13 protein-coding genes are annotated in these 13,422 nt (G+C 42.9%); 1 reads left to right on the forward strand and 12 read right to left on the reverse strand.

Translation table 11 applies throughout. The features are described from left to right. Positions 1–33 precede the first annotated feature (33 nt). The 10 genes from D7D50_RS02765 to D7D50_RS02815 form a co-directional block, all read right to left on the reverse strand. Positions 34–456, reverse strand: coding sequence for a low molecular weight protein-tyrosine-phosphatase (locus tag D7D50_RS02765; protein WP_023024900.1), 423 nt, complete (start codon positions 454–456; stop codon positions 34–36). A gap of 118 nt (positions 457–574) precedes the next feature. Then, positions 575–1,141 carry a nucleotidyltransferase family protein gene (locus D7D50_RS02770; RefSeq protein ID WP_120701407.1) on the reverse strand — a complete coding sequence of 189 codons (567 nt, stop codon included), beginning with the start codon at positions 1,139–1,141 and terminating at the stop codon, positions 575–577. A gap of 6 nt (positions 1,142–1,147) precedes the next feature. Then, positions 1,148–2,146, reverse strand: a complete 999-nt coding sequence (ruvB, locus tag D7D50_RS02775; protein ID WP_023024896.1) for a Holliday junction branch migration DNA helicase RuvB — start codon at positions 2,144–2,146, stop codon at positions 1,148–1,150. 430 nt (positions 2,147–2,576) lie between these two features. Then, the gene (locus tag D7D50_RS02785; RefSeq protein ID WP_120701408.1) at positions 2,577–3,617 is read right to left on the reverse strand and encodes an aldose epimerase family protein; all 1,041 of its coding nucleotides are present in this window, start codon (positions 3,615–3,617) and stop codon (positions 2,577–2,579) included. Positions 3,618–3,644: 27 nt separating this feature from the next. After that, the gene (locus D7D50_RS02790) at positions 3,645–4,808 is read right to left on the reverse strand and encodes an SIS domain-containing protein (RefSeq protein ID WP_120701409.1); all 1,164 of its coding nucleotides are present in this window, start codon (positions 4,806–4,808) and stop codon (positions 3,645–3,647) included. Positions 4,809–4,894: 86 nt separating this feature from the next. Then, the gene (locus D7D50_RS02795) at positions 4,895–5,299 is read right to left on the reverse strand and encodes a PTS sugar transporter subunit IIA (protein WP_023027472.1); all 405 of its coding nucleotides are present in this window, start codon (positions 5,297–5,299) and stop codon (positions 4,895–4,897) included. Positions 5,300–5,310: 11 nt separating this feature from the next. Beyond that, positions 5,311–6,132 carry a PTS system mannose/fructose/sorbose family transporter subunit IID gene (locus tag D7D50_RS02800; protein ID WP_023027471.1) on the reverse strand — a complete coding sequence of 274 codons (822 nt, stop codon included), beginning with the start codon at positions 6,130–6,132 and terminating at the stop codon, positions 5,311–5,313. After that, positions 6,119–7,033 carry a PTS mannose/fructose/sorbose/N-acetylgalactosamine transporter subunit IIC gene (locus D7D50_RS02805; protein WP_023024887.1) on the reverse strand — a complete coding sequence of 305 codons (915 nt, stop codon included), beginning with the start codon at positions 7,031–7,033 and terminating at the stop codon, positions 6,119–6,121. The genes D7D50_RS02800 and D7D50_RS02805 overlap by 14 nt, the downstream gene beginning before the upstream one ends. 39 nt (positions 7,034–7,072) lie before the next feature. Continuing rightward, positions 7,073–7,549: a PTS sugar transporter subunit IIB gene (locus D7D50_RS02810; RefSeq protein WP_048788704.1), complete on the reverse strand. Its 477-nt coding sequence runs from the start codon at positions 7,547–7,549 to the stop codon at positions 7,073–7,075. Then, positions 7,546–9,333 carry a glycoside hydrolase family 35 protein gene (locus D7D50_RS02815; protein WP_120701410.1) on the reverse strand — a complete coding sequence of 596 codons (1,788 nt, stop codon included), beginning with the start codon at positions 9,331–9,333 and terminating at the stop codon, positions 7,546–7,548. Before D7D50_RS02815 ends, D7D50_RS02810 begins: the two co-directional genes overlap by 4 nt. Positions 9,334–9,464: 131 nt before the next feature. Here D7D50_RS02815 and D7D50_RS02820 point away from each other — a divergent pair, with 131 nt between their 5' ends. Beyond that, complete coding sequence (locus D7D50_RS02820) at positions 9,465–10,181, forward strand: GntR family transcriptional regulator (protein ID WP_006595289.1); 717 nt, start codon at positions 9,465–9,467, stop codon at positions 10,179–10,181. Positions 10,182–10,579: 398 nt separating this feature from the next. Here the strand turns inward: D7D50_RS02820 and purB are convergent, their stop codons facing one another. Further along, on the reverse strand, positions 10,580–11,878 hold the full coding sequence (gene purB / locus D7D50_RS02830) for an adenylosuccinate lyase (protein ID WP_120701411.1): 1,299 nt from the start codon (positions 11,876–11,878) through the stop codon (positions 10,580–10,582). Between the two features lie 12 nt (positions 11,879–11,890). Beyond that, entirely contained in the window at positions 11,891–13,417 is a 1,527-nt protein-coding gene (locus D7D50_RS02835) for an AAA family ATPase (RefSeq protein ID WP_120701412.1), read from the reverse strand. Positions 13,418–13,422 lie beyond the last annotated feature (5 nt).

The raw sequence follows: 13,422 nt of genomic DNA on the forward strand, positions 1-13,422 counted from the left end.
AACCGGTTACTCATTTAAGGAGCAAGTCCGAAACTAATCTTCTAAGCGTTCCAACCATTCTTGACAACCAGCTAGGACACGGCGATAGGTCTCTTCGAAATCTCCTGTGTACCATGGATCTGGGACACTTTCTCCTGCAAAGAGATGAATCTTGTGCTCTGTTCCAGGCGGTGCCATTCGTTTGAGGTCGGACACATTGTTCTCATCCATTCCTAAGATCAGATCAAAGGTATGAAAATCTTGGTCACTGATTTGAAGGGATGTTTTAGATGCATCATAGGGCACGCCATGACTACGAAAAATCTTTTGAGTCCCTTGGTGAATAGGGTTCCCATGCTCCCAGTTAGAAGTAGCACGACTTTCAATCTCATACTGGTTGGTCAAGTCCTTCATGACAAACTCCGCCATGGGGCTTCGACAAATATTTCCTAAACACACAAATACGATTTTTTTCATGACAGCACCTCCTTTCTATTATAACAGAATGTAGGAAAAATATAATCTGCTAAAATTATAATTTTGAGGCAAGACGAAAAAAGCCTGTCCACCGTTGAGGTGGGCTGACTTTCTTTTTTTAGTCAGGCAGGATGATCTGAAGGGCTGGCCATTTTCGTTTCCAATCTTTCTTCCGCATGCGTTCCGTATAAACCACCAAGCGCTCTGGGCTGGCTAAAAAATGTGGAGTCGGCTGAACGACGAAGTCTTCGATATCCCTTGTCCCATAGGGGAGAAAGAGCTCCAACTGACCATCTTTCCTTAGGCGAACCGCAAGTGCCGTACACTGCTCGGGGTATTTAGAAACCGCATCACAAGCACTGCGATAAGGGGCCGTCCCCGGGCTATGCTGGTGCATGTAGACTTGATTCTTCACTTCCCATGCATACTGGGGAAATACCTTCTTTAATTCCTGCTCAATCTGCTGCGTCTCCTCATAGCTGATCGCGGGGGCATAAAAGACCAGATCCAGATCCGTTGTCGCATCAAACCCTGGTCTTCCAGAAAGCTGGTTCCAGATAAAATTTCGTACTGCACCCGCTGCTAACCAAGCATCTGCCAAATCTAGATCTCGAATAATGGCCAAGACCGCCATCATCTCCGGATCCGCTTGGATTTGTTCTACGATCGTTTCTTCTGTCAGCATCTTCTGCTAGTCTCCATTGTAGGGATAGCCTAGGTGTTCATAGGCCTTGCGGGTTGCCACGCGCCCTGTACGGGTCCGCATGATAAAGCCTTTCTGAATCAAGTAAGGTTCATACATATCTTCTACAGTCTCCCGCTCTTCAGCAATATTGACCGATAGGGTCCCAAGGCCAACTGGTCCTCCCCCATACATCTCAATCATGGTGCGCAGGATTTTTTGATCGACATAGTCCAGTCCTTCATGGTCCACATCCAGCATGGAGAGGGCCTTGTCGGTAATAGTCTCATCAATCAAGCCATCGCCCATAATCTGGGCAAAATCGCGCACCCGTTTGAGCAAGCGGTTGGCAATCCGAGGGGTCCCACGACTACGAAGAGAAAGCTCTTCAGCAGCTTCGTGGGTAATTTCCATTTCAAAAATCTCAGCGGTCCGCTCGACAATCTCTGTCAGATCATCTTGCTCGTAGTATTCCATATGACCCGTAATCCCAAAGCGAGCGCGCAAGGGATTAGACAGCATACCCGCTCGGGTCGTCGCCCCAATCAAGGTAAAAGGAGGAAGGTCCAGATGGACACTCCGACTAGTCTCGCCAGCACCAATCATGATATCGATGTAAAAATCCTCCATGGCACTGTAAAGCACTTCTTCAACTGACATAGGCAGACGGTGAATCTCATCGATAAAGAGAACATCACCCGGCTCTAGGTCATTAAGGATAGCTACCAGGTCACCAGCCTTTTCAATGACAGGACCGGAAGTCTGCTTGAGATTAACACCCAACTCATTGGCAATGACAAAGGCCATAGTGGTTTTCCCCAGTCCCGGGGGGCCAAAAAGAAGGACATGGTCCAGCGCTTCATCCCGAAGCTTAGCCGCTTCAATAAAGATTTTTAGCTGGTCCTTGACCTTATCCTGGCCGATATATTCATGTAAATATTGCGGGCGTAGCGTCCGTTCAACAGCCTCTTCATCGCCCATGATTTCATTGTCTAAAATTCTACTCATACAGTCTATTATAGCAAAAAATGATGTCTCTGTTGATTTAAAATCATATTCTATTTAGTATATTACTAATTATTGATTGTTTAGTATTAGGAACCGATTTCCTTCTTGAAATACCTTGTTTCTTTTTAAGGAACGTAGTTTTCGCTTCGCTCAAACTGCATCAATATCTCTAAATTCGGTTGAACTCTTTGAGTTTACCTCATTAAGAGATATAGAAAAGCCACCGGTTTTGGTGGCTCTTATAGGGAGGTTATTATGAAAAAGTTTTAGGAGTTTTATCATTCAAAGTTAGGAGGTCTTTGATGATGGTATTAGTATACGACGGGAAGCTTAAAGTTTCCTTATAGTTATTTTTGAAAACTATTTTCTAAAAAAGAGGAGGCCTTGAGCAAGAATTTTACATCCTTGTTTGGAGCCTCCCCTTTTCTCATTATTTTTTAGCGATGGCATGGTAGCTGGTCTTGCTGGTAAAGACTTGACCTGCTCTCAAGATGACCTTTTCAGCTTGGTCACTATGAATGGCATCTGGCACTGTTTGAAATTCGAGGGCCAGGCCATTGTGCTGAACCATTGGTTTGCCTTGAAGATGAACGGTTTCATCTACAAAATTGGCTGAATACACCACCAAGGCTGGGGCTTCTGACTTGAAGGTCAAAAAGCGCCCAGACGGCTGATGGTAGAAGAAACCTGCATTTTCATGCCCTTCTGACAAAGCGAAGGGATGGTCTAATCCTTCTACCAGGCGGATTTGCGGATCAGAATCCTTGAAGAGATCCTCTAACAGCATGGCTTGGTAGAGATGCTGAACAATTGGACTTTCTCTATCCACAGTGTGAAGAGGAACGCCATCTGGATGAATGGGGTAAAGCCCCTGATGATTGATCTGGAAGACATGGTCATTTATCGGCTGGGTGAAGTTGCCCGATAGGTTGAAATAGCTGTGGTTGGTCGGATTAACCAGGGTGTCTTGGTCTGTCTCTACCCGGTAGCTGATTTCCAGCTCCCCTGCTTCAGTCAAACTATAGGTTACCCAGATCTTGAGATTTCCAGGGAAACCACCTGTACCATCCGCGCGCTCTGTGTACAGAGTGATTTCTTGGTCTGTTACCGACTCCACGCTAAACAAGGCGCTGTCCCAACCAGTCGGTCCACTGTGGTTGCAGTTGGCGCCATTATTGGCCACCAAGTGGTAGGTTTGACCATTGAGGTCAAAGCTGGCACCTGCGATCCGACCAGCGACTGGGCCAATGCTAGCTCCATACTTAGGGCTATTACCAACATAAGCATCGAAATTGTCGAATCCCAATACAATATTAGCGAATTGATCCTGTTTGTCTGGTGTCACATACTCTAGAATAGTAGCTCCATAGGTCATGACAGACAATTGATACTCCAGGTCATTCTCGAGGCGATACGCTTCTACATCTTGGCCATCTAATTGACCAAATAGATATTTTTGATAGTGTTTCACAAGTTGTCTCCTCCAACATCGTTCATTCTAGTGAAAGGGGTGAATCACCACTCCTTGTACAACACGGTTGACTGTTCCAGTTGGTGATGGCGTATCTGGGCGATTTTGAACCTTGAGCGAAGTCAAAAGAGAAATCAATTGACCGTAGATAATGTATGGGAAGGCACGGTAGATATCCAGCGACTCTGCTGATGCTTCTACCAACACTTCTCGTACATGCTCAATCCCAGCAGCTTGGTCGGTCAAGAGGACAACCTGACGGGCAATCTGATCTCCGGCCACTTCTCCAACCAAATCCAAATCGTACTGGCGTGTATAAGGATCAATGGATCCAAAAACCAAGACCAGGGTCTGGTCATTGATGAGGGATTTCGGTCCGTGACGGAAGCCGACAGGGCTCTCATACATGGTCGCGATTTTACCAGCTGTTAACTCTAAAATCTTGAGCTGAGCTTCATGAGCTAGCCCGAAGAAAGGTCCTGCTCCTAGATAGATGACGCGTTCGAAGTCTAAATCTACAACTTCCTTGACCTCGCGATCTTTCTCCAAGACCTGCTCTGACAGATAAATCAATTCTTCCACTCGTTTTTCCTTGATTTCTTCCTCACTTGGGTCAAAGACCAAGAGGGCTGTCAAAAGCATAGAAGTAAAGCTGGAGGTCATGGCGAAGCCGGCATCGTTGGTTTCTTTTGGTTGGAGAAGCAAGAGATTGCGCTCATCTCCGTGGGCCTGCTGGGCTAGTTTTCCTTCGGCTGCACAGGTAATGGTGATCTGATAGAGATCCTCCACCAATTGTTGAGCTAACTCAACTGTCGCAACACTTTCAGGCGAGTTGCCACTTCGTGCAAAGGAAACCAAGACAGTCGGAACTTCTTTTTTGAGGTAGGTTTGTGGATGCGCCACGATATCAGTCGTCGCAATGGATTGGAAATTCCAATGGCGTTCATCGTGCACTTCCTGCAAATAGGGAACCAAGGTATCCCCCACATAGGCTGAGGTCCCAGCTCCTGTCAAGATAACCTTGATGTAGCCATGACGCTTCCCAATAGTCTCTAAAAACTCTTGGATTTCTTTTGCTTTCTCTTGATAGAGACGATAGGTTTCTTTCCAAACTTCCGGTTGCTGGTAAATTTCGCGAGTCGTAATTTCAGCCCCCAGTTCAAGCAGTTCTTCTTTTGTATAATCTAGCATGCTTCTCCTCTTTTCTACCCACCTTATAAGCGGTAAGAGGCCGAGACAATCGTCCCAGCCTCATTCCAAATGTTCAAGCGGTTTTCTTATTCGTCCTCGTCATCATCAAAGCTGGATAAGAGATCATTAACCTTCACGACACTTTCGCGCGCACGTTCTGGATAGTTCTCTTCTCCACCGACAAGGCTATGGTTAATAAATTCAATCACCATTGGCAAGTTCATCCCTGCATAGAGGTCAATGGCGCGCCCTTCAAGAATCAGACGGCTAACCGTATTACAAGGAGTGCCTCCCAAAAGATCCGCAAAGACGATGTAGTCCTCAAAGTCTGCAACACAGGCTTCAAACTTGGCTGTAAACTCCTCAGGACCTTCCTCTGGCAAGAGGGCCACGGCATGAATGTTGTCTTGTGGTCCCATAATCATTTCTGTACTGGCTTTGAGCTCTTCACAGAAGCGACCATGACTGACCAATACTAACTGTTTTGCCATACCTTACTCCATTATGCCATTCCAAAGAAGAAGTGGCCAAATGCTGAGAATGCGATTGCTGCAAGGATGATGAGCAAGATAGCTTTTGTAGAGTTCATACCCTTACGTCCAAGCAACCAGTAGATTACACCTGTGATGATAGCTGGTACCAAACGTGGGAAGATAAGGTTGAGCATATCTTGAATTTCAATCGCTTTGTCCCCAATGTGTGGAGCCCAAGAAACTTCAACACCAATCATGCTGGCAATCAAGGCACCAACCATGAAGATACCCAGAACGGAAGCTGCATCGATCAAAGCTGTCAAGGTACTTTGCATGTTGTTGATGAGGTTAACCCCTTCTTTATAGGCAAATTCCAATTGTTTCCAACGGAAAATGTCATAAGCAACTGCCACAGCGATCCACAAGAAGATACCGGCTGGGTTTCCTGCAACAGCCAAAGTTGCTGCGATTGAACCCATAATCGCTGGTACCAATGATCCAAAGATTGAGTCCCCAAGAGGAGCGAATGGTCCCATGAGACCTGTCTTGATCCCGTTAACCGCATCTTTCGATTTCACACCATCTTTTTCTTCCAAGGCCAAATCAAAACCAGTGATAATAGTGTGGAAGAATGGTGAAGTATTGAAGAATTGCGTATGCAATTTCATCATTTCTTTCAATTCTGGAGTGCCATCACCATACATTTTACGCAACTGAGGTAAAATCATATAAAGGTAACCAGAAGCCTGCATCCGTTCATAGTTCCAACCTAATTGGAAAGTAAACAGACTACGTTTGTTAATTTGATTAAAATCCTCTTTAGTGAGTTTGTAATTCTTAGAATTCGTCATCTTCAATTTCCCCGCTTTCTGATTCAGTTACTGGAGCAGCTACGACTGTACGTTGACTGTTTTTGAAGTGTTGTACTGCAAGGAAGATACCGATAATGGCAATACCAATCATAGATACACTCTTGAAGTTGTTAACAAAAGTAATAGCTTGTTCTTCTGGAAGTTTAGCGAACACTTCAGAACCGACAATGCTAGACACTGCAGCACCAAGGCTTTGAACATTGCTATAAAGCACTGTCAACATAGCTGTCAAACCAAAGCCAAGTGCTAAGTAGTGAAGGTTACGACGAACAGGAAGGTAACGGAGCAAGATCGCAAATCCAAGACCTGGAAGCATTTGACCTGCAAGTTTCAGACCGTTTGCCAACCATTGTACATTAGCAAGACCTGTAACAACAGTTTCTACGAAAGATCCACCAAAAGCAAGCGCGAAGTAAACTGGGAGAGCTCGAGAAAGAGCCCATGGAATCGCACCAAGGAGATAGTTGCGTTCGATGCCTTTGTAATCAAAGCGTTCAATCGCAGCATCTACACGGTGAGCGAAGTAAGTTGTAGTCATACGACCAAGAATATCAAAGTATGTCAACAAAGTTGCTACCGGCACAGCGATTGTAGCAATAGCAAGCTCTGGATCAATCCCTTGTGCTACTGAGAAGGCAGTCGCAAGAACGGCACCAGAAGTGGCGTCAATACGAGAAGCTCCACCGAAAGTACCAACACCGAGCACTGTCAATTGAAGAGAAGCTCCGATAAATAGACCTGTCTTTAAATCTCCCATGACAAGTCCTGTAATGAAACCAGCAAAGACTGGTGATCCTGCTGATGAAACGATCGTCAACTCATCACAGATTTGATAAGCTGAGTACAAAGTAAGTAGTAAAATTTGCCACCATTGTATCATGACAATTTCCTCCTAAAATTTTTCTTTTTTATTTATAAACTATTTGAGCAACTTCAAGAAGTCTTCAACTGGATCATTTGGAACCATTTGAGCAGTTAACTTAACTCCTTTTTCAGCTAGCTTGTGGAAAGCTTCCACATCGGCATCCACTACGTTGATCGAACGAGTAATCGGACGAGTCTCATCTGATTGAGACATGTTCCCTACGTTTAAGGTTTCAAGTGGTACACCTGCTTCTACCAAACCAAGGAAGCGGTCTGGCTTGCGGGCTACGATGAAGAGACGTTGGCTGTCATATTTTCCAGCCAAGATATTTTCTGCAGCCTTTGCTACTGGCAAGATACTGAGCTTGACACCAGGTGGTGTCGCTAGTTTCAAACCACTTTTTTCGATATCATTTTGAGCGACTTCATCATCGATCACCATGATACGTGAAATATTCAGTTTGGTAGTCCAAAGATTGGCTACCTGCCCGTGGATCAAACGTCCATCGATACGGCATCCTACAATAGTCATAAGTTTTCCCCCTTTACTTCTTTGAATGTAGGTTGTGAAACAAGTTTCAAGGTCTCCTTCCAAGTGCCCTCTGTCTCAAAGACGAGGATCTCATTTTCCCCATCTTTGAGAAAACCATGAGGGATGTAGAGGGAGAGTGTTGGACCGACTTCCCAGAAACGACCGATATGGTGGCCATTTACAAGAACGATCCCTTTTCCAAATCCAGTCATATCAAGGAAGGTATCCTCAACCTGATCTAGATGAAAAGCAAATTGATAAAAAGCTGGTTGACCTTCTTGCCATTCTTTCGAAAAATCCAAGCGGTCCAGCTGGCTAAAATCAAGCGCATGTTGTTTCCAATGAAGCTTGAAATGAAGATCGATACAAACCCCTGTTCGGATTCCTTTTCGTTGGGTGTCCGCTAAGAGTTTGTGCCCATAATTGACTCGTCCCATGTTTTCGATCAAGAGTTTTAAGTTTGTAATCGTTTTCTTTTTTCCGTTTAAAAAAAGATCTTGACCGATTTCTTCTTGGTATTGAGTGGCAATCAACTGATCATTGGCATAAACCTGTACCCGATCACGCGCATCGATGATACGCAAGCGCTCTTCTTCCGCATCCATTTCCACTTCTGTCTCATAGAGCAGATAGCCTAATGGGTGGTCGATTTCTTCCATGGTCTGTGGGTAAAGACTTTCGGTGACTTGAGCAATCTCGTTTAAGTTGCCGAACAAACTAGTCTTTTTGGTCAACTCCAATGTTCGTTCAGATAAACTCGACTTCACAAGCGGATCCATCTGTTGATACTCTGGATAGTGGGTCGCCATCATCTGCTTGACCGCATAATACTTAGGAGTCGGGTTGCCCTGCTCATCTAAGAGAGCGTCATAGTCGTAGGATGTCACCTGTGGCAGATCCACGGTCCCTCGTGCTGAGCAGCCGTTCATAAATCCAAAGTTGGTCCCACCATGGAACATATAGAGATTGATAGAGCCTTCTTGTAAGACTTCATGGACTGCTTCTGCCAACTCTTCTGGATCTCGCTTGATGATAGGTTCTTTCCACCGATTGAACCAGCCATCCCAAAATTCCATACACATGAGTGGCCACTCTTTGTCATGCTCAGCAAAGAACTCTTTCATCTGAGAGAAGTTGTAATTCGCACGCGAACCAAAATTACCGGTTACAAAGAGTCCATCCTCAATCAAGGTCCCTGCTCGAAGGGTCGCCCTCCAAGGTCCATCAGAGGTGAAGAGTGGACAAGTAATATCCCGCTCAATCATTAGATCTCTGATCGCCCGAAGGTAGGCCTTGTCTTCGCCATAAGAGCCATATTCGTTCTCAACCTGCATCATGAGGATATTGCCCCCACGATCCAATTGGTACTTGGCCACACGTGGCAGGAGCTCGTCGTAATAGCGAGCCACTTCCTTGAGAAAGGCCGGATCCGATGAGCGAATCCGAAGGTCTTCTTCGATTAACCAGGCTGGCAAGCCCCCAAATTCCCACTCCGAACAGATAAACGGTGACGGACGGAGAATCACATATAGATCCAACTCTTGAGCTACTTGGATAAAGTGCTCCAGGTCCAAATTCCCTTCAAAGTGAAAGTGGCCTCTTTGTGGCTCATGAGCATTCCATGGAACATAGGTTTCAACAGTATTAAAACCTAGAGCTTTTAGGTTATATAAGGAATGATACCAATCCTCACGATCGATCCGAAAATAATGAATTGCACCAGATAAAATCTTAAAAGGTTGATCATTTAAATAAAAATCTTCACGGATTTCAAATGCCCCCATACTGAGAACCTCCTTCTAAGAAACCCTTTTCATTTATCAATATAATATATTAATAAAAAAATGTCAACCACTTTTGAAAAAATATGTTAAAATAATATTAACAAGGGATATCGAAAGAAGAGGTGAAGCACATGGCAATCCCAAAATACCAACACATCAAAGATGATTTGAAGCAACAAATTATCTCAGGTAAATTCGAAAATGGAGATAAATTTTACACAGAAGCCGAGCTGATTAAGATTTATAATGTTAGCTCGATTACTGTTGTTCGTGCTTTGAACGATTTGGCTAGCGATGGATACATCGTCCGCCAACAAGGGAAAGGAACGTTTGTTTCGCGCGCTAGAAAACACAAACTGGTTGAGTTTTCAGACGTTGAAACCTTCCCTATCCAAAAAGCGACCGTAAAAGTTCTCTCTATTAAGCGTGGCAACGCGCTGAATATCCTGGATAAACTGGGACTCGCTCCTACTCAATTCTATTATAAGATTGATCGGACTCGTCATATTGGTGAAGATACCTATATCTACCACCAGACCTATGTCCCAGAGCAATATATTAACCCAAATTATCCAAGCTTAGATTACTATAGTTCGATTTATGATCGCTTTAAAGAAGATTATCATATTCACATGAATGATGAACACTTTGAAGAAATCAATGATATTGTATTTCCAACACCAAGCAAAATCGCTTCTGTGTTGAATATCGATGAAAACTTCCCAACTGTCCGTCAAGTGAAGACGACAAAATTGGAAGCGACCGGTCAAATTCTCGAATATAGCGAAACCTATAAACGCGGCGACTACTATAAAATCAAATTTATCTCTTGTGATCGTGATCATTGATCATTCAAAGTCTGGGGTCTGGCCTCAGACTTTTATGATACAAATTATAGCATGAAAAAATAGTTCCTAAAACATGTAAAACGAATAATCTATAATTAGTGATAGACTTCCTATAAATAGTTTAATAAGTCAAAATTTATTATGATAAATTCAGGGTCTAGAGCACCTGTTATAGGAAAAGAAAAGAGAGTGGGACAGAAATCGGTCATTCGTTAGAATTCGATTTCGTCGTCCCACCTCCGCACAGTTGAGTAGGGCTGTAAAAGCTTATAAAATCAGCGTAGTAGAGCCCACTCAACCACTGCGTCTTGCTCGACAATCCAAGAACAATTAAGAGGCTAGGACTTTTGTCCCAGCCTCTTTTCGTCTATTTTTCAAATTCCCGTTTTTTGTTGCGCCTAGTCTCCCAAACCGATGCGTTCGAAGATTTCATCCACCCGTTTGGTATAGTAAGTTGGGTTGAAGATTTCGTCGATTTCTTCTTGAGTGAGGCGTGAAGTCACTTCTGGATCTGCTTCAAGAAGTGGTTTGAAGTCTACTTGGTTATCCCATGATTGGGCAGTCTTAGGTTGAACAAGGTCGTAAGCTTGCTCACGGGTCATCCCTTTTTCAATCAAGGTAAGCATAGCACGTTGGCTGAAAATCAAACCAAAGGTAGAATTCATGTTGCGGATCATGTTTTCTGGGAAGACAGTCAAGTTCTTAACAATATTTCCAAAACGGTTAAGCATGTAATCAATCAAGATGGTTGTATCTGGTGTGATGATACGCTCAGCTGATGAGTGAGAGATATCACGTTCGTGCCAGAGAGCGACGTTTTCATAAGCTGTAATCATGTGACCACGGATAACACGCGCCAAACCAGTCATGTTTTCAGAACCGATCGGGTTGCGTTTGTGAGGCATGGCTGAAGACCCTTTTTGACCTTTGGCAAAGAACTCTTCCACTTCACGTTGTTCTGATTTTTGAAGACCACGGATCTCAGTCGCCATCCGCTCGATAGAAGTCGCGATGCTGGCAAGAACTGCAAAGTACTCAGCGTGAAGGTCACGAGGAAGCACCTGTGTAGAGATTTCTTGAGCACGGATACCAAGCTTGTCGCAGACGTATTTTTCAACGAATGGTGGGATGTTGGCAAAGTTACCAACCGCACCAGAAATCTTACCAGCTTCCACACCAGCAGCCGCATGCTCGAAACGCTCGATGTTACGCTTCATTTCGCTGTACCAAGTTGCCAATTTAAGACCAAAAGTTGTAGGCTCCGCATGCACACCGTGGGTACGACCCATCATGATAGTGAACTTGTGTTCTTTCGCTTTGTCAGCGATGATGGTAAGGAAGTTTTCAAGGTCTTTACGGATGATGTCGTTGGCTTGTTTGTAGAGGTAACCATAGGCAGTATCGACTACGTCAGTAGAAGTCAAACCATAGTGCACCCACTTGCGCTCTTCACCAAGAGTCTCAGAAACCGCACGTGTGAAGGCCACCACATCGTGACGAGTTTGCTGCTCGATTTCCAAAATACGGTCGATGTCAAAGTCCGCTTTTTCGCGAATCAAAGCCACATCTTCCCTAGGGATTTCTCCCAACTCAGCCCATGCCTCGTCAGCTAAGATTTCCACCTCAAGCCAAGCACGGTATTTATTTTCTTCAGTCCAAATGTTCGCCATTTCAGGGCGAGAGTAACGTTCGATCATTGTTGCTTCTCCTTATTTTGATAGCTGCTCCCTAAAGAAATCATTCAGTTTTTGTAAATTTTTATCATTAGTTCTAAATAAATATTCCGTGATACAGTCTACAAGTTCTTTCTCTGTTTTTCTTTGTTTTTTCAACTCGGTATTAAACAAGAAATATAAGTTCTTCCCACTATTAACTCCCGAATTTAATTTACCATTTGATTTAGTGTACTCTCCACTTTTTATATTTTTCTTATAATTATTGATAATATCTTCTACTGAAGTAATTTGGAAAATATAATCATTTAATTCATTCATCAAATCATAATCTAAGTTCTCATAAAGATTATGTAGTAAGTACTTTTCTAAACTCGGAACTGGAAGATACTGTGGAGGTCTTGAAAATCTAAGTTCTGCCTCCTCTATAAAGCTCGGTACTTGTTCCTTTATATCTCCATCAAGCACTATCAAGATTTTAGTTGACGCAGGTGCAAGATGTGAGTGGATAATATCCGAAGCAAACTTTAGGACTTGTTTCCATCCACCAATAGGTAATACTAAAATTTTCCTTTGGCTAAGTAATCTTTGTTCTTTCAAAACTTTTTCTATAATATGTTGTGCAAGGTAATCTTCAACAAAAATTAAGAAATCGTATCCATAATTAGCTGCTTCTAGCTTCCTAGTTGCAAATGCAGGATAACATGGGTTAAGTAATTTCACCTCACCTCCTAACATATTCTGCACATAAAAAATATTATCAGGCGTAATTCTTCTCAAAATATCTGAAGAGTGCGTTGAGAAAAACACAATTAAATTAAATTTTTCAACTAATTCTTCTAAAAATAAAATAAACCTATGTATTGCAGCCGGATGCAATGCTAACTCTATCTCATCTAAGTAAACATATGTGGGATATTTACTATCATTTTTCTTATTAGTTCTTAATTCAAGTGAACGTAGTACTGTGAGTAATAAGTTTTCCCCCGTGGACATCTGAAGTTGACTAACTAAACTACCTTGATTACTAAAATAAAATAAATCCGTTTTTATCTTATATTTTTTCTCAAAAGTTAGCTTTAGCTCTCTCTTTAAAGTAAATAATTTTTCATCGTAATAATCTTCATCATCACGTAAGATTAATCCTAATTGTTTTCTTACAAATTCGCTAGCTGGACGTAACTGTTCCGACGAAACTCGGGATATTTTGTTAACCAATTCATAGTCAGAATTTCTAAAACGGTTGCCATATACAATGCTTCCTTCGTAAAAACCATTTATGTCTATATGCTCTTTTGGAGTGCTCCAACTCTTGTTCTCTTTGGCTACAATCTCTCTTCTTTTTCCATCTAAATCAAATGTTATTTTAGAAGTCTCTCTCGGTTCTCCAAAGTAGTCGTACAACCAAGGAACGTAAAATGATGATGCCGCAGATGCAATAATCGTACTTTTCCCTGAACCATTTTCTCCAGTTAATGCATATAATCCTTTCTCTGTCGGAATATCGAAATCTAATTTTTTTATATTTTTAACATTTCGGATTTTCATAGTAAAGTTTGACATCTGTT

Source organism: Streptococcus koreensis (genome assembly GCF_003627135.1).
Lineage (GTDB): Bacteria > Bacillota > Bacilli > Lactobacillales > Streptococcaceae > Streptococcus > Streptococcus ilei.

Coding starts and splice junctions, on each gene's coding strand:
- D7D50_RS02765 (WP_023024900.1), bottom strand. CDS start 456: ATGAAAAAAATCGTATTTGTGTGTTTAGGAAATATTTGTCGAAGCCCC.
- D7D50_RS02770 (WP_120701407.1), bottom strand. CDS start 1,141: ATGCTGACAGAAGAAACGATCGTAGAACAAATCCAAGCGGATCCGGAG.
- ruvB (WP_023024896.1), bottom strand. CDS start 2,146: ATGAGTAGAATTTTAGACAATGAAATCATGGGCGATGAAGAGGCTGTT.
- D7D50_RS02790 (WP_120701409.1), bottom strand. CDS start 4,808: ATGCTAGATTATACAAAAGAAGAACTGCTTGAACTGGGGGCTGAAATT.
- D7D50_RS02795 (WP_023027472.1), bottom strand. CDS start 5,299: ATGGCAAAACAGTTAGTATTGGTCAGTCATGGTCGCTTCTGTGAAGAG.
- D7D50_RS02800 (WP_023027471.1), bottom strand. CDS start 6,132: ATGACGAATTCTAAGAATTACAAACTCACTAAAGAGGATTTTAATCAA.
- D7D50_RS02805 (WP_023024887.1), bottom strand. CDS start 7,033: ATGATACAATGGTGGCAAATTTTACTACTTACTTTGTACTCAGCTTAT.
- D7D50_RS02810 (WP_048788704.1), bottom strand. CDS start 7,549: ATGACTATTGTAGGATGCCGTATCGATGGACGTTTGATCCACGGGCAG.
- D7D50_RS02815 (WP_120701410.1), bottom strand. CDS start 9,333: ATGGGGGCATTTGAAATCCGTGAAGATTTTTATTTAAATGATCAACCT.
- D7D50_RS02820 (WP_006595289.1), top strand. CDS start 9,465: ATGGCAATCCCAAAATACCAACACATCAAAGATGATTTGAAGCAACAA.
- purB (WP_120701411.1), bottom strand. CDS start 11,878: ATGATCGAACGTTACTCTCGCCCTGAAATGGCGAACATTTGGACTGAA.
- D7D50_RS02835 (WP_120701412.1), bottom strand. CDS start 13,417: ATGTCAAACTTTACTATGAAAATCCGAAATGTTAAAAATATAAAAAAA.